The sequence below is a fragment of the Achromobacter marplatensis genome, assembly GCF_002209535.1.
Lineage (GTDB): Bacteria > Pseudomonadota > Gammaproteobacteria > Burkholderiales > Burkholderiaceae_B > Achromobacter > Achromobacter marplatensis.
Genome location: NZ_NJIG01000015.1, coordinates 56,757 through 82,842 on the forward strand (window position 1 = coordinate 56,757; position 26,086 = coordinate 82,842).

At 66.1% G+C, this 26,086-nt stretch carries 18 protein-coding genes and 2 riboswitches; of the genes, 13 read left to right on the top strand and 5 right to left on the bottom strand.

Annotated elements, in window-relative coordinates:
- Nucleotides 1–25: 25 nt before the first annotated feature.
- Nucleotides 26–2,092 carry a methionine--tRNA ligase gene (metG, locus tag CEY09_RS25255; protein ID WP_088590714.1) on the bottom strand — a complete coding sequence of 689 codons (2,067 nt, stop codon included), beginning with the start codon at nucleotides 2,090–2,092 and terminating at the stop codon, nucleotides 26–28.
- A 258-nt stretch (nucleotides 2,093–2,350) separates the two neighbouring features.
- Nucleotides 2,351–2,626, bottom strand: coding sequence for a hypothetical protein (locus CEY09_RS25260; RefSeq protein ID WP_006226181.1), 276 nt, complete (start codon nucleotides 2,624–2,626; stop codon nucleotides 2,351–2,353).
- Nucleotides 2,627–2,727: 101 nt separating this feature from the next.
- On the opposite strand from CEY09_RS25260, the gene apbC reads away from it, so the two are divergent.
- The 4 genes from apbC (at nucleotide 2,728) to dcd (ending at nucleotide 10,082) form a co-directional block, all read left to right on the top strand.
- The gene (gene apbC, locus CEY09_RS25265) at nucleotides 2,728–3,816 is read left to right on the top strand and encodes an iron-sulfur cluster carrier protein ApbC (RefSeq protein ID WP_088590715.1); all 1,089 of its coding nucleotides are present in this window, start codon (nucleotides 2,728–2,730) and stop codon (nucleotides 3,814–3,816) included.
- Between the two features lie 3 nt (nucleotides 3,817–3,819).
- On the top strand, nucleotides 3,820–5,721 hold the full coding sequence (locus CEY09_RS25270) for an autotransporter assembly complex protein TamA (protein WP_088590716.1): 1,902 nt from the start codon (nucleotides 3,820–3,822) through the stop codon (nucleotides 5,719–5,721).
- A complete protein-coding gene (locus CEY09_RS25275; protein WP_088590717.1) occupies nucleotides 5,718–9,410 on the top strand; it encodes a translocation/assembly module TamB domain-containing protein in 3,693 nt (1,230 codons plus the stop codon). The genes CEY09_RS25270 and CEY09_RS25275 overlap by 4 nt, the downstream gene beginning before the upstream one ends.
- 108 nt (nucleotides 9,411–9,518) lie before the next feature.
- Complete coding sequence (dcd, locus tag CEY09_RS25280) at nucleotides 9,519–10,082, top strand: dCTP deaminase (protein WP_006226186.1); 564 nt, start codon at nucleotides 9,519–9,521, stop codon at nucleotides 10,080–10,082.
- Nucleotides 10,083–10,086: 4 nt separating this feature from the next.
- Here dcd and CEY09_RS25285 read toward each other — a convergent pair whose 3' ends face one another.
- Complete coding sequence (locus tag CEY09_RS25285; RefSeq protein ID WP_088590718.1) at nucleotides 10,087–10,938, bottom strand: GNAT family N-acetyltransferase; 852 nt, start codon at nucleotides 10,936–10,938, stop codon at nucleotides 10,087–10,089.
- A 172-nt stretch (nucleotides 10,939–11,110) separates the two neighbouring features.
- Between CEY09_RS25285 and CEY09_RS25290 the strand changes: the two genes are divergently transcribed.
- Entirely contained in the window at nucleotides 11,111–12,349 is a 1,239-nt protein-coding gene (locus tag CEY09_RS25290) for a GGDEF domain-containing protein (RefSeq protein ID WP_088590719.1), read from the top strand.
- Between the two features lie 9 nt (nucleotides 12,350–12,358).
- On the opposite strand, the gene CEY09_RS25295 is transcribed toward CEY09_RS25290, so the two are convergent.
- The gene (locus CEY09_RS25295; RefSeq protein ID WP_088590749.1) at nucleotides 12,359–12,877 is read right to left on the bottom strand and encodes a GNAT family N-acetyltransferase; all 519 of its coding nucleotides are present in this window, start codon (nucleotides 12,875–12,877) and stop codon (nucleotides 12,359–12,361) included.
- A 112-nt stretch (nucleotides 12,878–12,989) separates the two neighbouring features.
- Here CEY09_RS25295 and CEY09_RS25300 point away from each other — a divergent pair, with 112 nt between their 5' ends.
- From CEY09_RS25300 to gcvP, 8 genes are all read left to right on the top strand, one after another.
- Complete coding sequence (locus CEY09_RS25300; protein ID WP_035213748.1) at nucleotides 12,990–13,442, top strand: hypothetical protein; 453 nt, start codon at nucleotides 12,990–12,992, stop codon at nucleotides 13,440–13,442.
- Nucleotides 13,443–13,672: 230 nt separating this feature from the next.
- Nucleotides 13,673–15,934, top strand: coding sequence for an arginine/lysine/ornithine decarboxylase (locus CEY09_RS25305; protein WP_006226191.1), 2,262 nt, complete (start codon nucleotides 13,673–13,675; stop codon nucleotides 15,932–15,934).
- Nucleotides 15,935–15,956: 22 nt separating this feature from the next.
- Nucleotides 15,957–17,159 carry a BaiN/RdsA family NAD(P)/FAD-dependent oxidoreductase gene (locus tag CEY09_RS25310; RefSeq protein WP_088590720.1) on the top strand — a complete coding sequence of 401 codons (1,203 nt, stop codon included), beginning with the start codon at nucleotides 15,957–15,959 and terminating at the stop codon, nucleotides 17,157–17,159.
- Between the two features lie 142 nt (nucleotides 17,160–17,301).
- Nucleotides 17,302–17,916, top strand: coding sequence for a superoxide dismutase (locus CEY09_RS25315; protein WP_088590721.1), 615 nt, complete (start codon nucleotides 17,302–17,304; stop codon nucleotides 17,914–17,916).
- Nucleotides 17,917–17,947: 31 nt separating this feature from the next.
- Nucleotides 17,948–18,841 (top strand): ZIP family metal transporter, encoded by an 894-nt coding sequence (locus CEY09_RS25320; protein ID WP_088590722.1) that lies wholly within the window; start codon nucleotides 17,948–17,950, stop codon nucleotides 18,839–18,841.
- 231 nt (nucleotides 18,842–19,072) lie between these two features.
- Nucleotides 19,073–19,169: riboswitch (glycine riboswitch) on the top strand.
- 34 nt (nucleotides 19,170–19,203) lie between these two features.
- Nucleotides 19,204–19,328, top strand: a riboswitch (glycine riboswitch).
- 91 nt (nucleotides 19,329–19,419) lie between these two features.
- Nucleotides 19,420–20,520: a glycine cleavage system aminomethyltransferase GcvT gene (gcvT, locus tag CEY09_RS25325; RefSeq protein WP_088590723.1), complete on the top strand. Its 1,101-nt coding sequence runs from the start codon at nucleotides 19,420–19,422 to the stop codon at nucleotides 20,518–20,520.
- A 99-nt stretch (nucleotides 20,521–20,619) separates the two neighbouring features.
- Entirely contained in the window at nucleotides 20,620–20,997 is a 378-nt protein-coding gene (gene gcvH / locus CEY09_RS25330) for a glycine cleavage system protein GcvH (protein ID WP_006226196.1), read from the top strand.
- Nucleotides 20,998–21,066: 69 nt separating this feature from the next.
- Nucleotides 21,067–23,940, top strand: a complete 2,874-nt coding sequence (gene gcvP / locus CEY09_RS25335; RefSeq protein WP_088590724.1) for an aminomethyl-transferring glycine dehydrogenase — start codon at nucleotides 21,067–21,069, stop codon at nucleotides 23,938–23,940.
- Between the two features lie 117 nt (nucleotides 23,941–24,057).
- Here gcvP and CEY09_RS25340 read toward each other — a convergent pair whose 3' ends face one another.
- Complete coding sequence (locus CEY09_RS25340) at nucleotides 24,058–26,019, bottom strand: DUF945 family protein (RefSeq protein ID WP_088590725.1); 1,962 nt, start codon at nucleotides 26,017–26,019, stop codon at nucleotides 24,058–24,060.
- Nucleotides 26,020–26,086: the final 67 nt, after the last annotated feature.

Consider the following 26,086-nt stretch of genomic DNA (forward strand, 5'->3'; position numbering starts at 1 on the left):
TGCATTCCGAGTGCAGGCAGCGCGATCAGCGCACGCGCATGCCGGGTTTCGCGCCGGGGAACGGTTCCAGCACGTAGATGCCGGCGTCCACGGCTTCGTCCGCGTGGCTGGCGGCCAGCACCATGCCTTCGGAGACGCCGAACTTCATCTTGCGCGGGGCCAGGTTGGCAACCATGACGGTCAGCTTGCCGATCAGGTCTTCGGGCTTGTAGGCCGACTTGATGCCCGAGAACACGTTGCGGTGGCGGCCTTCGCCCACGTCAAGCGTCAGGCGCAGCAGCTTGGTCGAACCTTCGACGTGTTCGCAATTGACGATCTGCGCGATACGCAGGTCGACGCGGGCGAAGTCGTCGATCGAGATCGTTTCGGCCAGCGGCTCGCCACCGGGCACCACGACCGGCGCGGCGGGCGGTTCGAACAGGTCTTCCAGCATTTGCGGTTCGACACGCTGCATCAGGTGCTTGAACGGCGCGACGCGCTGCGGCAGGACAGCGGCATCGGCCCACGTGAACGGCGCCTGGGCGCCGAAGAGTTCCAACGCCACGCGCTCGGCCAGCGACGGCAGCACGGGGGCCAGCATCACGGACAGGGCCTTGAAGCCTGCCAGCGAACGCGAGCAGATGTCCTGCAGCGCGGCCTTTTGCGCGTCGTCCGCCGTGCCGATGCCCTTGGCCAGCACCCACGGCTGGGCCGTGTCGAACGCCTGGTTGATGCCGTCGGCGTAGGCCATGATTTCGCGGATGGCGCGGTTGTATTCGCGGGCTTCGAACGCGGCGCGGATGGATTCGGCCTGTTGGGCGTATTCCGCCGACAGTGCGGCGGTGTCGCCCGAATAGCCCAGGGCGCCGTCGAAGTGCTTCGTGATGAAGCTGGCGGCGCGGCTGGCGATGTTGACGTACTTGCCGACCAGGTCGCTATTGACGCGGGCGATGAAGTCTTCGGGGTTGAAGTCCATGTCTTCGACGCGGGCGTTCAGCTTGGCGGCAATGTAGTAGCGCATCCACTCGGCGTTCATGCCGATTTCCAGATAGCGCAGCGGCGAGATGCCGGTGCCGCGGCTCTTGGACATCTTTTCACCGCTGACGGTGATGAAACCGTGAACATTCACCGCGTCCGGCGTCTTGCGGCCGGCGAACTTCAGCATCGCGGGCCAGAACAGCGCGTGGAAATACACGATGTCCTTGCCGATGAAGTGAACTTGTTCGGTGGTGCCATTGGGATCGAGCAGGGCGTCGAAATCCAGGCCCTTGACTTCGCAGTACGACTTCAAGGACGCCAGATAGCCGACCGGCGCGTCCAGCCACACGTAGAAGTACTTGCCCGGCGCATCGGGGATCTCGATGCCGAAGTAGGGCGCATCGCGCGAAATGTCCCAGTCGCCCAGCTTGGCTTCGCCGTCTTCGGCGCCCAGCCATTCGCGGGTCTTGGCCAGCATTTCCGGCTGCAGGTGCTTGCCGCCATTGGCGTTCGAACCCGTGGTCCATTGCTGCAGAAATTCCACGCAGCGCGGGTCGGACAGCTTGAAGAAGAAGTGGTCCGACGACTTCAGCACGGGCGTGGCGCCGGTCAGCGCCGAGTACGGGTTGATCAGCTCGGTGGGCGCATACACCGCGCCACAGACCTCGCAGGAATCGCCGTACTGGTCCTTGGCGTGGCACTTGGGGCACTCGCCCTTGATGTAGCGGTCGGCCAGGAACATGCCCTTGACGGGGTCGTAGAACTGCTCGATCGAGCGCGTTTCGATCAGGTCCTGGGCTTTCAGCGCGCGATAGATGTCGTGCGACAGCGCGACGTTCTCGGCGGAATCCGTGGAATGCCAGTGGTCGAAACGGATGTGGAAGCCGTTCAGGTATTGCGGGCGCTCAGCGGCGTAGCGGGCGACCAGCGCCTGCGGCGTGATGCCTTCCTTTTCAGCCTTCAACATGATGGGCGCGCCGTGCGCGTCATCCGCCCCTACGAAGTGCACCGTGTGGCCCGCCATTCGCATCGAACGAACCCAGATATCGGCCTGGATGTACTCCATGATGTGGCCGATGTGGAAAGATCCGTTGGCGTAGGGCAGCGCAGTGGTGACAAATAGGGTGCGAGACATGGTTGTCAGTAGAGGTTGAGGGGAAAAAGGGGATTGGCCGGCCATTTTAGGGCAACGGCGCAGACTTGGCCGCCGCAGGGGCGCCGGTGCCCGGGAATGACGCAACCCGCCTATCGCAATGCAGCGAACGAGGCGGGTTGAGGGAGGCGGCCAAACGCCGAATGCGGGCGACCCACGCGAAGGCGCCGGGGTGGCCTGCCAAAAGCATCGGCCGGCGTGCGCCGCAGGGCGGCGCAAGCGCTTACGGGAAAGCCGCCGTTAGCGGATTTCGCGGGCTTCGACGTCGATCACATCGCCGCGCGGTTGCGTGGCGAAGGGGGCGGTGGCGGACTGGAACGGACCCGGGCGGGCGCCTTGGCGCTGGCTCCAATAGGCGCGAACGCCGAAAGGTTTGCCGCGCACCTTGGCGACCACGTACAGGATCGCCACGGCGATCGCCGTGGACAGCATGAAGACCAGCGCCATCGCCATGCCGATCAAGGCCAGGGCGGCGAATAGGACGGCACGGAAGAAGCGGATAAGTGTGTTGGTCATGAAGGTCGGATGCAAAACGCAGCGAAAGGTTCCCGTGTATCCGCTATCCTTTAGGGGATGGCGGCCCGCAGAAGCCGCGCTGCCTACGGAACCATAGTGACATGAGTATAACGATAGAACACATCCGCGCCGCTTTGCGCGCCGCGCACGACCCGAACACCGGATTGGACCTGGGCGTTTCTGTAAAAGATCGTGACATTCAATTAACGGGGCCGCGTGTCGCCCTGACGTTGGAACTGGGTTATCCGGCCGACGGCGTCCGCGACCAGATCCGCGATATTGCCGTGGCGGCCCTGGCGGCAGCCGGCGCGCCGGACGCGCAAGTCACCGTTACTTGGAAGGTTGCTTCCCACGCGGTGCAGAAGGGCCTGAAGCCCCTGCCGAACGTGCGCAACATTATTGCAGTGGCCTCGGGCAAGGGCGGCGTGGGCAAAAGCACCACCGCCGTGAACCTGGCGCTGGCCCTGTCCGCCGAAGGCGCCAAGGTCGGCCTGCTGGACGCCGATATCTACGGCCCCAGCGTGCCCACGATGCTGGGCATTTCCGGCCGTCCCGAGAGCCTGGACAACAAAAGCATGGAACCGCTGACGGGCCACGGCCTGCAAGCCAATTCCATCGGATTCCTGATCGACGCCGATTCGCCCGCCATCTGGCGCGGCCCCATGGTGACGCAGGCGCTGGAGCAATTGCTGCGCCAGACCAACTGGCGCGACCTGGACTACCTGATCGTCGACATGCCTCCGGGCACGGGCGACGTGGCGCTGACCCTGGCGCAGAAAGTGCCGGTGGTGGGTGCTGTCATCGTCACCACGCCGCAAGACGTGGCGCTGCTGGACGCGCGCAAGGGTTTGCGCATGTTTCAGAAGGTGGAAGTGCCGATCCTGGGCGTCGTCGAGAACATGGCCATCCATATCTGCTCGCAATGCGGGCACGCCGAACACATCTTCGGCGAAGGCGGCGGCCAGCGCATGGCCGAGCAATACCAGACGCCCTGGCTGGGCAGCCTGCCGCTCACGCTGGCGATTCGGGAACAGACGGATGCCGGCACGCCGACCGTGGTGTCGGACGCCGGCAGCGAAGCCGCTTCGCTGTATCGGGGCATTGCACGGAAGCTGGCAGCGGGCGTGGCGGCGTTACCGCGCGACATGGCCGGAAAATTTCCGTCCATCGTCGTGCAGCAGCCGACCTGACGCATGCGGTGGGCAGCCCGAGCCTTCTTGGCTGGACTTTGCGTAGTATCGGGCGAGGCGCTGGCCAAACGCCCGGAGATCATCGTGGACCCCGGCGGCGTGCCGCCGGCCGCGCTGCAGGCGATCACCGAGGCGGTGGACGCGATTGCGCGGCTGGCCGAGGACCAGGACGGCGGTGAAATCAACCGCTTGCGCCGGCGCGCACGCGACGCGACGCTGGCCGCCCTGGCCACCCAGGGCTATTTCTCGCCCACGGTGACGCTTGAAGCTGGCACCGATATCGGCGGGGAAACCTGGGATATCGGCATCGTGTCCGGCAAGCGCACGACCGTGTCGGAAGTGGACCTGAAATTCACGGGCCGCATCACCCGCCCCGAATATGCGCAGCGGGTGCAGAAGCTGCGCGACGACTGGCAGTTGAAAGCGGGGCAGCCGTTCATCAACAGCGACTGGAACAAGGCCAAATCGAGCCTGCTGGACCAGGTCTCCACGCGCGACTTCATGTTGGCGCGCATGACGGCGTCGCAGGCCGATATCGAGGCGGATACGGCGACGGCCGTGCTGCGCGTCACCATCGACAGCGGACCCCAGGTCCGCATGGGCGAACTGAATACCGAAGGCCTGAAACGGGTGCCGGACAAACTGGTGCAGCGCTACGTGCGCTATTCGGTGGGCTCGGCCTACGACCAGAACCGGCTGGATACCTGGCAGCAGGACTTGCAGTCCACCGCGTTCTTCCGGGGCGCCTTCGTCTCGCTGGAGCAGCCGGGCGCCACGCAACAGCAGCAACAGGCTCAAGAGGCGAAATCGGACCGCGCCCGCGCGCCGGGGTCGACCGACCTGGCCGCGGCCACGCCGGCGGGTGACCCGTCCGTCTCTGGCGCGGTCCCGCCGCCGCCGGCCGCCTATGACTCCGATGGCGAAGTGACGCTGCCCGTGCAGGTGAGGGTGGTCGAAGCGCCGCCCAAGCGTTTCACGGCCTCGCTGGGCGTGGACGATGAGGCCGGCCTGCGGGTGGAGTCGCTGTACCGGCAGAACGTGGTGTTCGGCCAGCCGCTCACCATGGAGACGGGCTTCAGCGTGGACCGGCTGCGCCAACGCGCCTATGCCGACTTCCTGCTCCCGCCCACCGAGCGCGGCTACAAGGATTCCTTCGGCATCCTGGCGGACCATTCCGATATCCAGGGCCTGGATGTGACGCGCTACGCGTTGGGCGCGACGCGCCTGCAGGAACGCAAGGGCGCGGGCGACAGCCGCGTGGAATACGAAACCCGCTGGGGCCTGCTGCTGGCGCAGGATCACGTGAAGATCGACGGCGGCGACGAATACACCTTGCCGACGTTGACCGCGACGGCCGAGTGGCTGCGCCGCGATGTGGACAACAAGTACGACCCGCGCGAAGGCAACCTGATCGCCGTGGGCGGCGGCGTCGGCGTCACGCTGGATACGGGCGAGCCCTACACGCGCGCCCGGCTTCGCGCCCAGAAATGGTGGCCGATCGGCAAGCTGGACGTGCTGACGGTGCGCGGCGAAGTCGGCCGCGTCTGGTCCAGCAGCAAGGTGCAGGTGCCGGACGATTTCGGCTTCCGCACGGGCGGCGCGCGGTCGATCCGCGGCTACAAGTACCAGAGCATCGGTTTGCAGCGCGACAACGCCGTCGTGGGCGCGCCCACCCTGGTGGTCGGCAGCATCGAATACGACCACTATTTCAATGAGCGTTGGGGCATGGGCGTGTTCGTGGACGCGGGTGACGCGGCCGAATCGTTCGGCGACATGTCGATGGCGGTGGGCTATGGCGTGGGCGCCCGGGTGCGCACGCCGGCGGGCCCGCTGTTCCTGGACCTGGCCTACGGTCAGCGCGAACGCGACTTGCGCCTGCACTTTTCGTTGGGGATCGCGTTTTGACGGTGTTGCGCAAAATCCTGCGCCAAATCCTGGTGTGGTGGTTGCCGGGCCTGGCGATGCTGGCCTTGCTGGCCAGCGGATTCCTGTTTTGGCTCGTGGGTTCGCAGAACGGCACGCGGCTGCTGCTGACCACGGCTGCCCAGCAATTGAACGGGCAGGCGCTGGACGTGAACGGTTCGCTCTTGCGCGGCGTGTCGGTGGGCAAGCTGGACCTGGACCTGGGCGGCACCCGGATCGACATCAGCGACCTGCACCTGGACGTGCATTGGCGCGCCCTGGGCGACCGCCTGCTGCATGTGCGCGACGTGTCGGCGGGATCGGTGCGCGTGGCCTTGACCTCGTCGCCCGACGCGGCGCCCAAGGAAGACGACGGCGCCCCGTTCACGCTGCCGTCACTGCCGGTGGACATCGCCGTGGATCGCGTGGCCCTGGGCGATTTCCAGCTGGATCAGGATGGCCAGCCGTTGCCTGTGACGCTGGGCGACCTGAGCGCCACCTTCGCGGCGGGCAAGCAGGGCGCGCAGTTGCGCATCGCCAGCCTGCGCGTGGGTCACGCGGTGGGGCAGGCGGACGTGTCGGGCCAGGCCGAATTGCAGGGCATGGCCGACCCCTGGCCGTTCGCCGCGCGGCTGGACGTGACCGCACGCGGCTCGGGTCCGGATTCCCCGCTGTGCCAGGCGGACAAGCTGAGCGGCGTGTTCGATACGCGTCCGGTCAAGGCCGGCGCCGCAGCCAAGCCCGACCCTAAGGCCAAGGTTGATCCCAAAGCCAAGCCGGCGCCTAAAGCCGCGGCCGACACCAAGCCCGCCGAACTGGCCGGCCCGCCGGCGCCCGCCTGCCAGGTGGTGTTGCGCGCGGACGCCGCGGGGTCGATGGACGGCATCCAGGCCAAGCTGGACGGCTCGGGTTCCGGGCTGTTGATGGACGTGGTGGCCGATCTGGCGCCGCGCACGGCGCTGGTGTTGCGCAGCGCCCGCGCGAATGCGCAATTGCCCGATAAATCAACGCTTTCCGCGCAATTCGATTTGCAGTCCGACACCGCGCAAGGCGCGGGCCGGGACCGTATCGTGGGCACCGTCAGCGCCCAGCGCCTGGATCTGGCGCCGTGGCTGGGCGAAACAATTCCGCCCGCTGTGCTGACCGTGCGCGGCGACGTGCAAGCTGATATCGAGAACTTGAGCCAGTTGCGGCATGCGGCCGTCGATCTGCGATTCGAAGACGGCACCCGCTGGAACAAGCAGCCCTTGACGGGGGCGCTGAAGGCGCAGGTGGACATTGCCGCGCCGGACGCCGCGACGCCGGGCACCGCAGCAACGCCCGCCGATCCGTCTTTGGATCCGCTGGCCGGGCTGCGCATCCACGGCCTGGACGTGGACCTGAAGCTGGGCCGCAACCGGGTCCAGGCCAAGGGTGAACTGGACGCCAAGGACGGTGCGCTGACGCTGGACGCCCAGGCGCCCCAATTGGATGCGTTCTGGCCGGGCATTCCGGGCGGCGCGGAATTGAAGGGCAAGTTCGCGGGCACCGTGGCGGCGCATCGCGGCGAGGTCACGGCCGGCTACACGCCTGCCAAGCCGCGTCCCGGCGTGTTGGGGCAAGCGCCCGCCAAGGCCAATATCGTATTCACCGGCGCCTGGGGCAAGGGCGCCGCGGGCCAGCCGGATGCCGCATTGCTGGGATGGCGCGGCGCGTTTTCCAAGCTGACGGCCGATACGGCCGGCTTTACCGTGACGGCGGACCGGCCGGTCACGTTGGCCTATCTGCCGTCCGCCGTGGCGCCGCAGTGGCAATGGCAGGTCGGACAGACCGCCTTGAGCCTGACGCTGCCCGGCAAGGAACGCCTGACCCTGGCGCATCAGGGCTCGCGCGGCGGCGGCAAGCGCTGGGAAACCGCTGGCCAGGGCGACAATCTGGTCATCACGGCCGCCATGGCCCGCCAGGTGATCGGCGCCGTCGACCCCGAGGCGGCTTCCAAGCTGGGCAAAGGGCCTAGCCGCGTGAATGCGATGATCCCCGAAGGCCAGCGCCGCATTGCCCTGGACCTGTTGTGGGACCTGAAATTCGACGGACGGCTGGGTGGCAAGGCTCGCATCGCGCGCCGCGATGGCGACCTGCTGATTCCGGGCGACCCGCCCATTCCGCTGGGCGTGAAGGCGCTGGTGCTGGACGTGACCGCTACCCCCACGTCCGCGAACGCCAGCCGCCTGGATGCCAAGATCAACCTCGCGACCGCCAAGATGGGCACCGTCAACGGCACCGGTTCGGCCGTGCTGGTCGTCGACGCCAAGGGCGGCATGGCGCTGGACGAGCGCCAGCCCCTGCGCGCCAAGCTGGACGCCGATATTGCCGATCTGGCCTGGATCGGCCTGTTCGTCGGCGATTCGATGGAAGTCGGCGGCGCGGTCAAGGCCAACCTGGAAGCCCAGGGCACCCTGGCCGGCAAGTGGTCCGCCACCGGCACGATCCGTGGCGAGAAGCTGCGCGTGGTGCGCATCGACGACGGGGTGCGCCTGATCGACGGCACCTTGTCGGCACGCCTGGACGGCGACCGGTTGGTGCTGGACAGCCTGCGTTTCCCGGCATCGCTGCGAGTCATGCCGGCGGAATGGCGCACCAAGGAATGGATCACGACCAACCCCGAGTCCAAGGGCGGTTATGCCGAGGCGCGCGGCCAGTGGAACATCATGGACGGCGGCGGCGACATCAAGCTGACCCTGTACCGGTTCCCGGCGCTGCAGCGCTCGGATCGCTACGCCATGGTGTCCGGCGTCATTGACCTGAAGGCGGCCATGCCCCGGATCGAGATCGTGGGCGACCTGAAGGCGGATGCAGGCTGGTTCAGCCTGGAGATCCTGCAAGGCGTGCCTTCCCTGGACGACGATGTGAAAGTGATCCGGGCCGGGCAGGACCCGACCGCGGTATCGACGCCGTTGCAGACCAGCATGAACCTGAAGTTCGACATGGGGCCGCGCTTCTACATTACCGGGATGGGCCTGGACGCGGGCTTGCTCGGTTCCATCCAGATCCTGCTGAACGATGGCCGGCTGTCCGGCGTGGGGCAGTTGCGCACGCGGGGCGGCGGCATCGAGGCCTACGGCCAGAAGCTGCGGCTAAGCCGCGGCACGCTGACCTTCCAGGGCCGGCTGGACAATCCCTTGCTGGACATCGAGGCGCTACGCACCGGCGAACAGGTCGAGGCGGGCGTGAAGGTCGTCGGCACGGCGCAACGTCCCCGGATCGACCTCGTGTCCTATCCCGACGTCAGCGACGTGGAAAAGCTTTCCTGGCTGCTGCTGGGCCGGGGCCCGGATGAAAGCGGCAGCGACGCGGCCTTGCTGGTGTCGGTCGGTACGGCGCTGCTGGGGGGCGGGCAGCCGTTCTACAAGCAATTCGGCCTGGACGACGTCAGCGTGCGCACCGGCAACATCGGCAGTTCCGGCAGCATCCTGCCGGACCGCACAGTGGCCGGCGATGTCAACCGGGACAGCGACAGCCAGCTGGCGACCCAGTTCCTGGTGGCCAGCAAGTCGTTCGCCAACGGCATCACGCTCAGCGTCGAGCAGGCGCTGGCGGGCAGCGACACGGTCGGCCGGGCCAGTTACCGCCTGGCGCGCGGCCTGTCCGTGGACTTGAAGGGCGGTTCGGTCAACGGCATCGCGCTGGTCTATCGGACCTTCTGGGGCAACTGAACGGCGGCTGGCGGGGCGGGATCAAGGCGTCCCGCCCCGCCCGCAGGCAGCTCGGGCGCGCTCGGGATAAAATGAGGCCCATTCCTTACCCTTAGCACCCATCCCACCATGAGCATCAAAAGCGACCGCTGGATCCGCCGCCAGGCCGAAGCCGGCATGATCGAACCCTTTGAAGCGGGTCAGGTCCGCACGGCCAATGGCGGGCGCATCGTCAGTTACGGCACCAGCAGCTACGGCTACGACGTGCGGTGCGCCGACGAATTCAAGATCTTCACCAACATCAATTCCACCATCGTCGATCCGAAGAACTTCGACGAAGGCTCTTTCGTGGACTTCAAGGGCGACGTCTGCATCATCCCGCCCAACTCGTTCGCCCTGGCCCGCACGGTCGAGTACTTCCGCATCCCGCGCAGCGTCCTGACGATCTGCCTGGGCAAGAGCACCTATGCGCGCTGCGGCATCATCGTCAACGTGACGCCGCTGGAACCCGAATGGGAAGGCCACGTCACGCTGGAATTCTCGAACACCACGCCGCTGCCGGCCAAGATCTACGCCGGCGAAGGCTGCGCGCAGATGCTGTTCCTGGAAAGCGACGAAGTGTGCGAGACCTCGTACGCCGACCGCGGCGGCAAGTATCAGGGCCAGCGCGGCGTCACGCTGCCGCGTACCTGATCCGTCAGTCGTCCTGCCCGGGCACGGGGCGCAGGTAGTCGATATCCCATTCGCTTTCCGCCGTCTGGACAAATCCATGACGGCGATAGAAGCGGTTGGAATCGCTGCCGCGCAACGCGCCCACGGCGACCGGCAGCCCGCGGCTGTCGGCCTCCTGCAGGATCTTGCGCATCACCTGGCTGCCCAGGCCTTGCCCCTGCGCGGCGGGCACCACATACAGGTGGTCCAGCCGCAAGCCCGCGCCTTCCGGACGCAGGGCGTAGAACCCCACCCATTGCCCGTTGTGCTGGATCGCCCACGTGTGTTCCGGCTGGAAGGTATTGCGCAGCCGGCTGCGCGCCCGTTCCGGGTCGAAGCGGCCCAAGCGTTCAAGGCTGTCGCGCATGGCGTCGATGCGCAGGGTGGCCAGCGCGTCGAAATCCGCTGCCGACACCGGCCGGTACTGGACGTTACCGTCTGACAGTTCGTCATAGCCGCGGCCCAGGAATTGCAGGATGCAAATGCCGTGACCGTAAGGGTCGCTCAGGTGCGCGATGCGGCCCCAGGCGTGCGAGGCAGCCGGATCTTCCAGATGGGCGCCGGCCGCAACGGCCTGATCGACGGCGCGGTCCACGTCTTCGACCACCACGTCCAGATGCACGGGCGTCCAGTGCCGTGCGTAGTCGCGAGTCTGGCGCGCCGCGCTGGCCGCGGGGGTTCCAGCCGCCTTCTCCAACAGATAGATGGGTGCATTGGCGCCCAGCATTTCCGCTGCTTTCGGTCCCAGTCGTCGATGCAGGCTCAATCCGAAGGCACGCCGATAGAAGTCGATGGCGTGTTCAAGATCGGGGACATCGATATTGACCAGGATGTGCATAGGGCTTTTCCTTTGAATGGGCCTGGAAACCATATCACGGGTCCGACGCGGCGTGCGGCCGGCAGCGTGCACGCCGCGCGCTAAAGAAAACCGCTGGCGTGGCCGTAAAAAGGATATATGTGTTTGCCGATTTGGCGACGTCATCTCTGCAAGCTGAGCAAGGCCCCGACCCGTGCGTTACCCCCATATCCCCTGGCTGCCCCTGTTGTTCTATCCTGCGCTGCCAGTGGCCGCCGCGGTCGGCCTGATGTTGTGGCGCGAGTGGCCGCCGGCGCTGACGCTGATCGTGCCCTTCGTGCCGTGGGTGATGGCGCTGATCGGCGCGGCGATCTGCCTGATGTACCAGCGCTCGCAAACCATGGCGTTGATGCTGTGTGTACTGGCCGCCACCGCCGTCTGGCCGACGCTGGCCCGCGAAGCGCCGTGGGCGCTGGGGCCGGTGCTGGCCTGGTGGTCGATGGCCTATACGATCAATGCGCTGTGGTCGGAGCGGTCAAGCATGCTGCTGGACATGGTGGCGCGCATCGGGTTGATGGCTGTGGGCGTGGCGGCGATCGCGCTGGTCGGCAAGGATGGCCTGGCCGATGTCTTCGGGACGTTGGCGGTGCAGGGCAAGCTGGCGCGCCTGGGCGTGCCGGTCGAGGCGCTGGTGGGGCTGCTCTTGACGGGCCTGACGCTGACTTTGCTGTTGCTGCGCTACGGGCGTCCACAGCAGGCGGGGCAATGGCTGGGCTTTGTCTGTATGGCGTGGGCCTTGCCGCGCGGCGCGCAGCATCCTATCGAACTGGCCCTCATGTCGGCGGCAGCGCTCACGGCGCTTTCGATTTCGTTGGCGCACGAAGGCTTCCATATGGCGTTTCGCGACGAGCTGACCGGTTTGCCGGGCCGCCGGGCGTTGAACGAACGCCTGCAGCGCATGGGCCGCGTCTACACGCTTGCGATGGCCGACGTGGACCACTTCAAGATATTCAACGATACGCACGGGCACGACGTGGGTGACCAGGTGCTGCGCATGGTGGCGTCGCAACTGCGGCGCGTGCCCGGCGGCGGCCAGGCCTACCGGTACGGCGGCGAAGAGTTCACGTTGGTGTTCCCGGGCAAGACGGCGGCGGAAAGCATGCCCCACCTGGAAACCGTCCGGCGGGCCATCGAGGCCTATCAGATGCGCCTGCGGGACAAGCCTGCCCGTCCCAAGGCGGACCAGGTCGGCCAGCGCAGACGGGGCGGTCGAGGCGGACGCGGTTCGCGTCCGTTGCGGGTGACGGTCAGCATCGGCGTGGCCGAGCGCAGCGACGCCTTGCGGGCGCCGGACGCGGTGATCAAGGCGGCGGATCAGGCGCTGTACAAGGCCAAGGACGGCGGTCGCAACCAGGTGTGCGCGTACGGCGTCCGGCGCAGGGCAAGCGCCTGAGCCGCCGGCCTACTTGCCGGTCAGCGCCAGCGCCATCAGGGTTTCGTCGTAGAGCGCGCCGTTCACGCACAGCGCCTCGCGTTCCCTGCCGTATTCAGCGAAGCCCAGGCTGGCGTAAAGCGTCGACGCGGCCGTGTTGTTGGCGGTCACGCTCAACTGCACCTGCCGGATGCCGCGCATGGTCTGGGCGTGCGCGATCGCCGCATGCATCAGCAGCCGTCCCAGGCCGCGCCCGCGCTGCGCGGGGGCGACGTACATGCTCCAGATATGCGCCTTGTGGCGCATCTTCAATTTGCGCTGGCGGCCCACGCCCACCATGCCGGCAAGGGCGTCGTCCGCGAACACGCCAAACATCGCGCCGTCATCCAGCGGCGTGATCCACCCCCGGATGTCTTCCAGTGTCAGCGTGTGTTCCTCTTCGTAACTTGATCCAAAAGATTCCGGGGTTTCCACCAGGGCGTCCAGTCGCAATTGACGCAGGGACGGGGCATCCGGGGCGGTCAGACGTCTGACAAGCGGTGAGGGCATGGCTGCGAAGTGTTGGGAATACGGAACGGTTGGGGGCGTTTGGGCAGTATAGGCGGGCAGCTTGCCTATAATGGGTTCATTGCCGCTTGCGGTTTTCACAAAGGAGCCAATGATGTTCGGTTTCCTCAAGATAAACCAGGACGCCAAGCGCGACGAAGTGCAGGAAGAGTTCGTCGCCCGTGTGGCGGATGCTGCGCAAGACTTTGTACAAGCCGCCAGTTCCACTGGCGCAGTGTTGGACTACTCCCTGTCCAGCGTCCATGCGCTCGATGACGCGCTGGAGGCCGCCCACGTCGGGATCTTGCCTCTTACCCCCATGCAGACCGTCGGCGCCGCCGCCTACCTCTACGAGATCGGGCGCCGGGCCCACGGCGGCCTCTACGAGGTCTGCGACGACGAAGACCCCGTCGTGCTGGTCTGCGGTGACCCTGGCTCCGAAGTCTGTTTTGGCGCCATTGCCAAGGTCGAACGGCGCATCCGCTACGGCGCCGCCGAGGCGATCCCCGCCTACTTCGAGCTCTTCACAGCCGCCTTGCAGAAGGGCGAAGCCCACACGATCCGCTAGGCCGGTGCCGTTGTCGCCGCACTGAAAGCGCCCGCTTTTGGCGCGATGACAACGGCCGTGCAGGCCTTCTGGGGATTTCCCTTAGGACTGTAAGAAAAACAGCCCTACAATTCCGCCATTCCCGCCTCCCCGGTGGGTGCTCGCGCCGTCTGTCATCAGGCGGATTTTTACTAGAAGTACACTCGCGCCGCGATAAGCGTCCGATCCCGCCTTGCCCCAGGAGCGCCTGCATGAAATTCCGCTTCCCCATCTTCATCATCGACGAGGACTACCGTTCCGAGAACGCGTCCGGTTTGGGTATCCGTGCCTTATCTGAAGCGATCGAGGCCGAGGGCGTCGAGGTGATCGGGGTGACCAGTTATGGCGACCTGAGTTCGTTTGCGCAACAGCAAAGCCGCGCCAGCGCCTTCATCCTGTCGATCGACGATGAAGAGTTCGACGTGGATTCGCCCGAGGACGTGGCCAGCGCGATCAAGAACCTGCGCATGTTCATCGGCGAACTGCGCTTCCGCAACGCCGACATTCCCATCTATCTGTATGGCGAGACGCGCACGTCGGAACACATTCCGAACGACATCCTGCGCGAACTGCACGGCTTCATCCACATGTTCGAGGACACCCCCGAATTCGTGGCGCGCCACATCATCCGCGAGGCCCGCAGCTACGTGGATTCGCTGCCGCCGCCGTTCTTCCGCGAGCTGGTGAAGTACGCGCAGGACGGTTCGTACTCCTGGCACTGTCCCGGCCACTCGGGCGGCGTGGCGTTCCTGAAGAGCCCGGTCGGACGCATGTTCCACCAGTTCTTCGGCGAGAACATGTTGCGCGCCGACGTCTGCAACGCCGTGGACGAACTGGGCCAGCTGCTGGACCACACCGGCCCCGTTGCCGAGTCCGAGCTGAACGCCGCGCGCATCTTCCATGCTGACCATTGCTTCTTCGTCACCAACGGCACCTCGACCTCGAACAAGGTCGTGTGGCATGCCAACGTGGCCGCGGGCGACGTGGTGGTGGTGGACCGCAACTGCCACAAGTCGATCCTGCACGCCATCACGATGACGGGCGCGATCCCGGTGTTCCTGCGCCCCACGCGCAACCACCTGGGCATCATCGGCCCGATCCCGCTGGAAGAGTTCCACCCGGACAATATCCGCAAGAAGATCGAAGCCAACCCCTTCGCGCGCGAAGCGGTGAACAAGAACCCGCGCATCCTGACCCTGACGCAAAGCACGTACGACGGCGTCATCTACAACGTGGAAATGATCAAGGAGCAGCTCGGCAGCTATGTCGATACGCTCCACTTCGACGAAGCCTGGCTGCCGCACGCCTCGTTCCACGAGTTCTACAAGGACATGCACGCCATCGGCCAGGATCGTCCGCGCAGCCATGACGCGATGGTCTTCGCTACGCACTCCACGCACAAGCTGCTGGCCGGCATCTCGCAGGCCTCGCAAATCATCGTGCAGGAGTCCGAAACCCGCAAGCTGGACCGCAACGTCTTCAACGAGGCGTACCTGATGCACACGTCGACGTCCCCGCAGTACGCGATCATCGCGTCGTGCGACGTGGCGGCCGCCATGATGGAGCCGCCGGGAGGCACCGCGCTGGTCGAGGAAAGCATCCGCGAAGCGCTGGATTTCCGCCGCGCCATGCGCAAGGTGGAGTCCGAGTTCGGCAAGAACGACTGGTGGTTCAAGGTCTGGGGCCCGAACCGCCTGGTGTCCGAAGGCATCGGCAACCGTGACGAATGGATCCTGGAAGCCAACGACCATTGGCACGGCTTCGGCGAAATGGCCGAAGGCTTCAACATGCTGGATCCGATCAAGGCCACGGTCATCACCCCGGGGCTGGACATGTCGGGCAGCTTCGGCGAAACGGGCATCCCTGCCGCCCTGGTCTCCAAGTACCTGACCGAGCACGGCGTGGTGGTCGAGAAGACGGGCCTGTATTCGTTCTTCATCTTGTTCACCATCGGCATCACCAAGGGCCGCTGGAACACGCTGCTGACCGCCTTGCAGCAGTTCAAGGACGACTACGACCGCAACCAGCCGCTGTGGCGCATCCTGCCGGACTTCTGCAAGGTCCATCGCCGCTACGAGCGCATGGGCCTGCGCGATCTTTGCCAGGAGATCCACGAGGCCTACCGCGCGCGCGACGTCGCCCGCTTGACCACCGAGATGTACCTGAGCGACATGGTGCCGGCGCTGAAGCCGTCGGACGCTTTTGCCCGCATGGCGCACCGCGAGGTCGAACGCGTCGACATCGACAAGCTGGAAGGCCGCGTGACCGGCGTGCTGCTGACGCCGTATCCCCCGGGCATCCCGCTGCTGATCCCGGGCGAACGCTTCAACCGCACGATCGTGCAGTACCTGCAATTCGCGCGCGAGTTCAATGAGCGCTTCCCCGGCTTCGAAACCTACATCCACGGCCTGGCCGACGAAGTGGGTCCGAATGGCGAAAAGCGCTACTACGTTGATTGCCTGATCGAAGAGTAAGGCCTGCGGGTCTGGAGTCCTGATGTTTGATGTAGCCGTACTCGGCGCCGGCGCCGCTGGCATGATGTGTGCAGCGGTGGCCGGCCAGCGCGGCTTGCGCGTGGTGCTGGTCGACCATGCCGAACGCCTGGCGGAGAAGATCCGCATTTCCGGCGGCGGCCGCTGCAATTTCACCAACATCGGGGCCGGACCCGCCAATTTCCTGTCCGACAACCCGCATTTCTGTCGTTCGGCGTTGTCGGCCTACACGCCGCAGGATTTTCTGGCGCTGATGAAGCGCCACCATATCGCCTGGCACGAGAAGCATCGCGGCCAGCTGTTCTGCGACGATTCCAGCGAATCCATCATCGACATGCTGCGCGCCGAGTGCGACGCCGGCAAGGTGCAATGGCGCATGGGCTGTTCGGTATCCGAGATCGGCCACGGTGAAGCGGGCTTTGAGCTGCGCACCGCCCAGGGCGTGATCCGCGCGGCCAAGCTGGTCGTGGCCACCGGCGGCATGGCGATCCCGCAGCTGGGCGCCACTGACTTCGGCTTGAAGATCGCGCGGCAGTTCGGCCTGAAAGTCGTCGAGCCCCGGCCGGCGCTGGTGCCGCTGACTTTCGACCCCGCGCAATGGCAGGCGTTGTCTGAGCTGTCGGGCGTGGCGCTGGAAGTCGGCCTGCACACGGGGCAGGGCAAGGCGCGGGGCGAATTTCTGGAAGACCTGCTGTTCACCCACCGGGGCCTGTCGGGCCCGGCGATCCTGCAGATCTCCAGCTATTGGAAGCCCGGCGAGCCCATCGTGATCGACCTGGCGCCGGGCCGCGATCTGGCCCAGGAGCTGCTGGCCGCCAAATCCGGCAACCGGCAGCAGCTGCATACCGTGCTGGCGGGGCTTTGGCCCAAACGGCTGGCTGACCGCTGGCTGCATCTGGCCGAGCAGGGCGGCAAACCCGGCCTGGCCGCGCTGCGTCTCGCCGACGCGCCGGACAAGACGCTGCGCGCGCTGGCGCAGGACATCCATCAATGGTCGCTGGTGCCCAGCGGCACCGCCGGCTACAAGAAGGCCGAAGTGATGCGCGGCGGTGTGGACACGCGCGGGCTGGACCAGAAGTCCATGCAGGCCAAGACCACGCCGGGGCTGTATTTCATCGGCGAAGCCGTGGACGTCACCGGCTGGCTGGGCGGCTACAACTTCCAGTGGGCTTGGGCGTCGGGCGTGGCTTGCGGCAAGGCGTTGTAGGGAAGGCGCCCGGCGCATAGCCGGGCGCTATGGCACGAATTGCAACAATACCATTGTGATATCAAATAAAAATACATATCATTTATGTTTTCGCTATTGACTTGCGCCTTCCATCGGGAAGGCGGGTCCACCGGAGACATGCATGGCCTACACCCTTCCGACCCTGCCGTACGCCTATGACGCCCTGGAGCCTCACATCGACGCGATGACGATGGAGATCCACTACAGCAAGCATCATCAAACCTATGTCACCAGTCTGAACGCGGCCCTGGACGGCGCCGGGATCAGCACCGATGAACCCGTCGAAGCCCTGGTGGCCCGCCTGGACCAGTTGCCCGAGGCCATCCGTGGCGCCGTACGCAACCACGGCGGCGGCCACGCCAACCACAGCCTGTTCTGGTCGGTGATGTCGCCCGAAGGCGGCGGCGAACCCGAGGGGGCGCTGGCGGCCGCCATCGAATCCGAACTGGGCGGTTTGGCCGCCTTCCGCGAGGCCTTCACCAAGGCGGCGCTGACGCGCTTCGGCAGCGGTTGGGCCTGGCTGTCGGTGACGCCGGCCGGCAAGCTGGTGGTGGAAAGCAGCGCCAACCAGGACAGCCCGCTGATGCAGGGCAATACCCCGATCCTGGGTCTGGACGTCTGGGAACACGCCTACTATCTGAAGTATCAGAACCGCCGTCCCGAATATATCGGCGCCTTCTACAATGTCGTGAACTGGCCCGAAGTGGCTCGCCGCTATGCGGCCGCGAAGGGCTGAGCGCATCTCTCTCAAGGAGGGGAGCGGCCCTATGAACACCTTCAGCCGTCATCGCGTGCGGCCCGCGGCCACCAGCATCAGCGTGTGGACGCTTGCCGTCATGGTGTCCTGCCTGGCGCTGCATCAGCTCTGGGCCTACCTGGACGTGCGCGCGCCGCACGTGGCCGACGCGCTGCTGGGCGGCTTGGTGGCGGCTGCCGCCACCGCGCTGGGCACGCTTCCCATTCTCTTCGCCCGCACCATCCCGCAGAAGGTGCAGGACAGCATGTTCGGCTTTGGCGCCGGGGTGATGCTGGCCGCCAGCGCCTTTTCGCTGGTGGCGCCCGGCATCGAGGCCGCCAAGACCCAGGGCATGGGGCCGTGGGGCGCAGGCCTGACCGTCGGCGCGGCCATCCTGCTGGGCGCGGCGGTCCTGCTGGTGATGGACCGCACCTTGCCGCATGAGCATTTCATCAAGGGCCGCGAGGGCATCGAGGCGCACCGCCTGCGGCGCACCTGGCTGTTCGTGTTCGCCATCACCTTGCACAACCTGCCCGAAGGCCTGGCCATCGGCGTGGGCTATGCGGGCAGCGACCCCGTTCGGGGCACCGCATTGGCCACCGGCATTGCCATCCAGGACATCCCGGAAGGGCTGGTCGTGGCGGTGGCGCTGCTGGCCGCCGGCTACAAGCGCTCCTTCGCCGTGGCGTTGGGCATGCTGTCCGGGCTCGTTGAACCGCTGGGCGCGGTGATCGGCACCGCCATCGTCGGATTCTCGGCGCCCATGCTGCCGTGGGGCCTGGGTTTTGCGGCCGGCGCCATGCTGTTCGTCATCAGCCACGAGATCATCCCGGAGTCGCACCGCAAGGGCCACGAGGTTTATGCCACCTGCGGGTTGATGATCGGCTTCGTGCTGATGATGTTGCTGGATACGGCGCTGGCCTGACCGGGCTCGGCGCCAGAAGGACCGGTTTTCCCCGCCGGGCCGTCCCAAGGGGAAAAAGCCCCCTTGGGGGGCAGCAAGCATGCGTAGCGTGCGCGGCGTGGGGGCATTTTCCCCGCCGGGCCGTCCCAAGGGGAAAAAGCCCCCTTGGGGGGCAGCAAGCATGCGTAGCGTGCGCGGCGTGGGGGCCTTTCCGGAGGGCTTCTTTTCGTTGTATGCTTGGCGCCGCTGTCACGCATGTTTGCGGGAGAGAGCGGCCTTTCATTTCGGGCCGCCGCCGAAGGCGCAATTCGCCCAGAATCGCTCAGGTAACCGATACCGCACATGCTTGCCCTGTTCCGGTTTTTTACCGTGCGGACGCGGCAAAACAGTACTCTGGAGAGACCTGGCGCCGGCCCTGAACAAGGGACACAACGAGCAGCCCAGGCGCCGAAGGTGCAAACCCGTCATGCGCGGGGCAACTCTCAGGCAAAAGGACAGAGGGGCGGAAGATTCAGCCGTAGCCGCGCGGGCGTAGTCCGCCTGCCGCGACCGGCATTCCGTAACCCTGGCAGAGCCCTGCCGTCCCGGAGTTTCCGCGCATGTCCGCAACCCTCAAACGCACCCCGCTGGCCGAAGAACATATCGCCTCCGGCGCCCGAATGGTCGATTTCGGCGGATGGGACATGCCCTTGGCCTACGGCTCGCAGCTGGAAGAACACCATGCGGTGCGCCAGGACGCCGGCATGTTCGACGTGTCGCATATGCTGAACGCCGACGTCGTCGGCCCGGACGCCTTTGCCTTCCTGCAGCGCCTGGTCGCCAATGACGTGGCCAAGCTGACGGTGCCGGGCAAGGCGCTGTACTCCTGCATGCTGAACCCGCAAGGCGGTGTCATCGACGACCTGATCATCTACTTTTTCGCCGCCGACGAATGGCGCGTGGTGGTCAACGCCGGCACGGCAGACAAAGACATGGCCTGGATGCAGCGCGTGAAGCAGGCCGGCAATTTCGACGTCACCATCACCCCGCGCCGCGATCTGGCCATGGTGGCCGTGCAGGGCCCGAACGCCCGCGCCAAGGTCTGGGCTGCCCGCCCGGCCTGGCAGGCCGCGACCGAAGCGCTGACCCCCTTCGTCGCCGCCATCGTGGGCGACGACACGCTCGTCGCCCGTACCGGCTACACCGGTGAAGACGGCTTTGAAATCGTCCTGCCCGCCACCGAAGTCGTGCAGCTGTGGCGCGATCTGGTCGCCCAGGGCGTGCGCCCCGCGGGCCTGGGCGCGCGCGACACGCTGCGCCTGGAGGCCGGCATGAACCTGTACGGCCAGGATATGGACGAGCTGACCCACCCCGACCAGGCCGGCCTGACCTGGACCGTCTCCCTGAAAGACGCTGAGCGCCGGTTCATCGGCCGCGACGCGCTGGAGCAGTTCGCCACCCCCGCCGCCTTCATCGGCCTGAAGCTGCAAGAGCGCGGCGTGATGCGTGCCCACATGGCCGTGCGTACGCCGGCCGGCACGGGTGAACTCACCAGCGGCACGATGTCGCCCACCCTGGGCGTGTCGGTCGGCTTTGCCCGCCTGCCGCAAGGCGTGCGTCCGGGCGACACGGTCGAGGTCGACATCCGCGGCAAATGGGTGCCCGCCCTGGTCTGCAAACTGCCGTTTGTCCGTAACGGCAAAGCCGTCGAACACTCGTAAACTCGAAGCTTCGCGCGAGCGCCGGCCCGGCCAGGGCAAGCGTCGCCCGCGCGAGGCGCGCAACACCATTCATCTACCCGCATTCCCTCAGGAGTTCCCATGAGTCTGCCCACCGATCGCAAGTACACCCAGTCCCACGAATGGGTCAAAGCTGAAGGCGACGTGTTCGTCGTCGGCATCACCGACACCGCCCAGGATCAATTGGGCGATCTGGTTTTCGTTGGCGACGTGAAGGTCGGCGCCAAGCTGAACGCGGGCGAAACCGCCGGCGTGGTCGAGTCGGTCAAGGCCGCCTCCGACATCTACGCACCCGTGGCCGGCGAAATCGTCGCGTTCAACGACGAGCTGGAAAACAACCCCAACCTGATCAACGAATCGGCCTTCACCGCCTGGATCTTCAAGATCAAGCCGGTCAACGCCGCCGATGCCGACAAGCTGCTTGACGCTGCCGGCTACGAAGCCGTCGCCAACGGCTAAAGCTGGCCCGAGGCGGGCACGGCCCCTGTGCCGCGCCCGCCCTGACGCACCACCACCCCGAGATCCCCCATGTCGCGCGCCCTAGACACCCATACCGACTTCATTCCCCGCCACATCGGCCCCTCCGATGCCGACCAGGCCACCATGCTGAGCGTGATTGGCAGCCCCAGCCTGGACGCCTTGATCGAAGAAGTCGTGCCCGCCAAGATCCGCAGCCAGGCCCCGTTGGCGCTGCCGCCCTCGCGCAGCGAAACCGACGTGCTGGCCGAACTGAAGCAGATCGCGGGCCGCAACAAGGTCTACCGCAACTACATCGGCCAGGGTTACTACGGCACGCAGACGCCCAACGTCGTGCTGCGCAATATTCTTGAGAACCCCGCCTGGTACACGGCCTACACGCCTTACCAGCCGGAGATCTCGCAGGGCCGTCTTGAAGCCCTGCTGAACTACCAGACCATGGTCGCGGACCTGACCGGGCTGGACATTTCCAACGCCTCGCTGCTGGATGAAAGCACCGCTGCCGCCGAAGCCATGACGCTGGCCCGCCGCGGCGCCAAGTCGCAAAGCCCGGTGTTCTTCATCTCGCGCCATGTGCATCCCCAGACCATTGAAGTCGTGCGCACGCGCGCCGAAGGCCTGGGACTTGAAATCGCGGTGGGCGACGAGGCCGAAGGCCTGCCCGAGTGCTTCGGCGTACTGCTGCAGTACCCGCACAGCACCGGCTCCGTCGCCGACTACCGCAAGCTGACCGAAACCGCCCACGCGCAAGGCGCCGTGGTGGCGTGCGCCACCGACCTGCTGGCGCTGGCCGTGCTGGCCGCCCCGGGCGAGTGGGGCGCGGACATCGCCATCGGTTCGGCGCAACGCTTCGGCGTGCCGTTCGGCTTCGGCGGCCCGCACGCCGGCTTCATGGCCTGCAAGGATTCGTTCAAGCGCAACATGGCTGGCCGCCTGGTCGGCGTGTCCAAGGACTCGCAAGGCAATCCGGCGATGCGTCTTGCGCTGCAAACGCGCGAACAGCACATCCGCCGCGAAAAGGCGACGTCAAACATCTGCACCGCGCAGGTGCTGCTGGCCGTGATGGCCGGCATGTACGCCGTGTGGCACGGCCCGGTTGGCATCCGTCGCATCGCTTGCCGTGTGCAGCGCAGCACCGCCATCCTGCGCGCCGAACTCGTGAAGCTGGGTGTGAAGGTCGTGAACGACACGTTCTTCGACACGCTGTTGCTGGAAACCGGCCCCGCGACCCCGGCCATCCTGACGGCAGCCGAGTGCGAGCACATCAACCTGCGCCGCGTCGACGGCGCCCGCCTGGCGGTGTCGCTGGACGAGACCGTCACCACGGCCGACCTGCAAGCGCTGGTCAACGTGTTTGCCGCCGGCCTGGAGCGCGATGATGTCGAACTGGACATCGACGCGCTGGACGCCGCAGCCGCGGGCGGCATCCCCGCTTCGGTGGCCCGCGAAAGCGCCATCCTGACGCACCCGGTCTTCTCCAGCGTGCAGTCCGAAACCGACATGCTGCGCTACCTGCGCCGCCTGGCCGACAAGGATCTGGCCCTGGACCGCACGATGATCCCGCTGGGCTCGTGCACCATGAAGCTGAACGCCACCGCCGAGATGATCCCGATCACTTGGCCCGAGTTCGCGCTGATCCACCCGTTCGCACCCGCTTCGCAAAGCCAGGGCTACAACGAGCTGATCGATCGCCTGTCGGCCGCGCTGTGCGAGATCACCGGCTACGACAACATCAGCCTGCAGCCCAACTCGGGCGCGCAGGGCGAATACGCCGGCCTGCTGGCGATCCGCGGCTACCACCAGGCCAACGGCCAGCATCAGCGCAACGTCTGCCTGATCCCGTCGTCGGCGCACGGCACCAACCCCGCCTCGGCGCAGTTGGCCGGCATGGACGTGGTAGTGGTGGCCTCCGACTCCAACGGCAACGTCGACTTGGGTGACCTGCGCGCCAAGATCGAACAGGTCGGCGACAAGCTGGCCGCGCTGATGATCACCTACCCGTCCACGCACGGCGTGTTCGAAGAAGCCGTGACCGAGATCTGCGATCTGGTCCACCAGGCGGGCGGCCAGGTCTACCTGGACGGTGCCAACATGAACGCGATGGTCGGCGTGGCCCAGCCGGGCAAGTTCGGTTCGGACGTGTCCCACCTCAACCTGCACAAGACGTTCTGCATTCCGCACGGCGGCGGCGGCCCCGGCGTGGGTCCCGTGGCGGTGCGCGCCCATCTGGCGCCGTACCTGCCGGGCGTGGTGAACGAGCAGGGCAAGCTGCCCGGCGACGCGAAGGTCGGCCCCGTGTCGGCTGCGCCGTTCGGTTCCGCCGGCATCCTGCCGATTCCGTTCGTGTACATCTCGCTGATGGGCGCCGACGGCCTGCGCCGCGCTACCGAAGTGGCCATCCTGAACGCCAACTACATCGCCACCCGCCTGCGCGACCACTACCCGGTCCTGTACGCGGGCCGCAACGGCCGCGTGGCGCATGAATGCATCCTGGACGTGCGTCCGCTGAAGGAAGTCAGCGGCATCAGCGCCGAAGACATCGCCAAGCGCCTGATGGACTACGGTTTCCATGCGCCGACCATGAGCTTCCCGGTGGCCGGCACGCTGATGGTCGAGCCGACGGAATCCGAAGGCGTGGCCGAGCTGGACCGCTTCATCGACGCGATGATCTCGATCCGCGAGGAAATCGCCCAGGTCGAGCGCGGCGAACGCGACCGCGAAGACAACGTCCTGAAGAACGCGCCGCATACCGCGCAGATGCTGCTGGCCGAAGAATGGCTGCACGACTACCCGCGCCAGCAGGCCGCCTATCCGGTGGCGTCGCTGCGCGAGGCCAAGTACTGGCCGCCGGTGGGCCGTGTGGACAACGCCTACGGCGACCGCAACCTGGTGTGCGCGTGCCTGCCGATCGAAGCGTACGCCTGATGGCGTGAGCAACGTGCCCGGCGCGAGCCGGGCACGAGATCGGGTTGACCCCGATCCGGCAATAAAAAACCCCCATCTTTCGATGGGGGTTTTTCTTTGGGCCTTCGTGGCAGCGGCTTACTTGGTGGCCGCGCCCTTGCTCAGGGTGCCGAAGTCTTCGGCGATGCTGATGAAGGTGTTCAGCAGGATCTGCAGGTTTTCCTTGCCGATGCCGCCTTCCGCGTTCATGTCCATCTGCAGCACGGCCTGGTTCTTGTCGTCCAGGTAGGCGCGGGTCCAGCGGTATTCCTGGTTCCACGTGTTGATGGCCTTCAGGGACATCGGCTTCTTGGTCTTGTACGTGGCCGTCACGACCAGGTCCAGGCACTTCTCGGTGAAGTCGTTGCACAGGAATTCCAGGCGCAGGTCGCTGGCGCCCGTGGTGCCGGTATCCAGCACCAGCACGGGGCCTTCGTCACCGTCGCTCTTCTTCACCGTGTAGCCCATGTCGTCCAGCATGCTGCTGACCGTATCCAGGCTGAAGTCCTGCATCAGGCCGGCCACCGGCGTGTCGGACACGGCCGGTTCTTCCTGGCTCATGCCGGGCATCTGCTCTTCTTCGTCTTCGTCGTCCATGGAACCCATGCCGGCTGCGCCCAGCAGGCCGGAGAAGAGTTCGTCGGCCGGGATTTTCTTGCCGTTCAGATCGCCCATGCCTTCAGCGAAGGTGAACTTGCCGACGATGTTGTCGCCTTCATTCTTGCCCACGTTGAACATCTCGGCCATGCCGGACATCTGGCGCACGTTCTGTTCGGCTTCCTCAGCAGCCTTGTCGGCGGCCATGCCGTCCTTCTTGACGGCGTATTGCGTCATCAGGTCCTGGACCATCGGCTTGGAGATGATCAGCGTGGCGTCGATGCGCTTGATGGCCTGGACGGCGATTTCCTGGGGCGTCAGGTTCTTGACGTCGGGCGGGTTGGCCAGATCCAGCGTGAAGGTCAGCTTGCTTTCGCCCTTGCCGGTCTTCCAGCTGAGCGGATCGATGCTGAACGACGGGTTGCCCGCCAGCAGCTTGCCGGCGTTATCCAGCAGCACCTGGACCTGCTCGTCCTTCAGGCCTTCGTCTTCGGCGTTCGCCATGTACTGGCGCATCAATTGGTTGTAGGTGTCCGACAACTGCTTGACGGCCTGGCCGTCAAGCTTGGCCAGCTTGATCACGGCCTGGCCGTTGCCCAGCGCCACGTCGTTCACGGTGATGTCGCCAGTCTGGTAGGCGGCCTGCACGTTGATCGACTTGTCGTCTTCCGACAGCTTCACGCCGTAGCCGAAGTTGTCCAGCGACACCTTCAAGTCGTCGCCGGGGCGGGTGGCGTCGATGCGCTTGATCTTCAGGTCGGAGTCGCCCATCGACAGGCCGAACTTGCCCACGCGGCTGTTGGCGTCGATGGTCAGGCCGGCGATGGCGACCTTGACGGGGTCGTTGCTCTTCATGCCGTCGATGGACAGCATGTCCATCACGCCGTGCGCGGTCAGGCCTTGCAGGGCGCGGTCGAACTCGCCGGTCACGGTCATGCCGCTGAAGTCAACGACGTTGCCTTCGTGCGTGATCTTGACCGGGGCGATCTTGGACGTGGAGCTGGTGGTGCCGCTGTAGCTGATGGTGGCGTCGCTGATCAGGGGCGATACACCCTTGGTCAGTTCGAACACTTCCTTGATGTTGTCCGTCTTGGCCATTTCGGCATGGACGTACGCCAGCTTGGGCGCAATGGCGCCGCGCGCGAGTGCGCTCTTGGGGAAGGGGCCGTGTTCCACGACCGCGTCGAATTCGATCATGCCGGCGGGCATGGCTTCCGGGCTCTTGTCGTTCTTGACGAGCGACAGGCCATAGCGCGCCTGGGTCGAGAACAGGCCGCGTTCGTACTTCAGCTGGTCGATGCGCAGGCCGAACAGCGGCGTCAGCTTGGCCAGTTTTTCGTTCGCTTCGGCCAGATGGCGCTGCGAGCTTTCCTCGATGCGCTTGCCGGTGTACCACGTGGCGCCTACCCAGCTTCCCGCTCCCACTATGACCACACCGAGGGTGATCGCTACGCTCTTTTTCATCGTTCTGCTTTTTTCGTTGATTATCGAGTCATATCCGGCAGGCGAGGCGCTTGTGGCCATCGCGCTC

Bases quoted from the DNA above. Each gene is read 5' to 3' on its own strand.
- metG (WP_088590714.1), bottom strand. From the start codon at position 2,092: ATGTCTCGCACCCTATTTGTCACCACTGCGCTGCCCTACGCCAACGGA.
- CEY09_RS25260 (WP_006226181.1), bottom strand. From the start codon at position 2,626: ATGACCAACACACTTATCCGCTTCTTCCGTGCCGTCCTATTCGCCGCC.
- apbC (WP_088590715.1), top strand. From the start codon at position 2,728: ATGAGTATAACGATAGAACACATCCGCGCCGCTTTGCGCGCCGCGCAC.
- CEY09_RS25270 (WP_088590716.1), top strand. From the start codon at position 3,820: ATGCGGTGGGCAGCCCGAGCCTTCTTGGCTGGACTTTGCGTAGTATCG.
- dcd (WP_006226186.1), top strand. From the start codon at position 9,519: ATGAGCATCAAAAGCGACCGCTGGATCCGCCGCCAGGCCGAAGCCGGC.
- CEY09_RS25285 (WP_088590718.1), bottom strand. From the start codon at position 10,938: ATGCACATCCTGGTCAATATCGATGTCCCCGATCTTGAACACGCCATC.
- CEY09_RS25295 (WP_088590749.1), bottom strand. From the start codon at position 12,877: ATGCCCTCACCGCTTGTCAGACGTCTGACCGCCCCGGATGCCCCGTCC.
- CEY09_RS25300 (WP_035213748.1), top strand. From the start codon at position 12,990: ATGTTCGGTTTCCTCAAGATAAACCAGGACGCCAAGCGCGACGAAGTG.
- CEY09_RS25305 (WP_006226191.1), top strand. From the start codon at position 13,673: ATGAAATTCCGCTTCCCCATCTTCATCATCGACGAGGACTACCGTTCC.
- CEY09_RS25310 (WP_088590720.1), top strand. From the start codon at position 15,957: ATGTTTGATGTAGCCGTACTCGGCGCCGGCGCCGCTGGCATGATGTGT.
- CEY09_RS25315 (WP_088590721.1), top strand. From the start codon at position 17,302: ATGGCCTACACCCTTCCGACCCTGCCGTACGCCTATGACGCCCTGGAG.
- CEY09_RS25320 (WP_088590722.1), top strand. From the start codon at position 17,948: ATGAACACCTTCAGCCGTCATCGCGTGCGGCCCGCGGCCACCAGCATC.
- gcvT (WP_088590723.1), top strand. From the start codon at position 19,420: ATGTCCGCAACCCTCAAACGCACCCCGCTGGCCGAAGAACATATCGCC.
- gcvH (WP_006226196.1), top strand. From the start codon at position 20,620: ATGAGTCTGCCCACCGATCGCAAGTACACCCAGTCCCACGAATGGGTC.
- gcvP (WP_088590724.1), top strand. From the start codon at position 21,067: ATGTCGCGCGCCCTAGACACCCATACCGACTTCATTCCCCGCCACATC.
- CEY09_RS25340 (WP_088590725.1), bottom strand. From the start codon at position 26,019: ATGAAAAAGAGCGTAGCGATCACCCTCGGTGTGGTCATAGTGGGAGCG.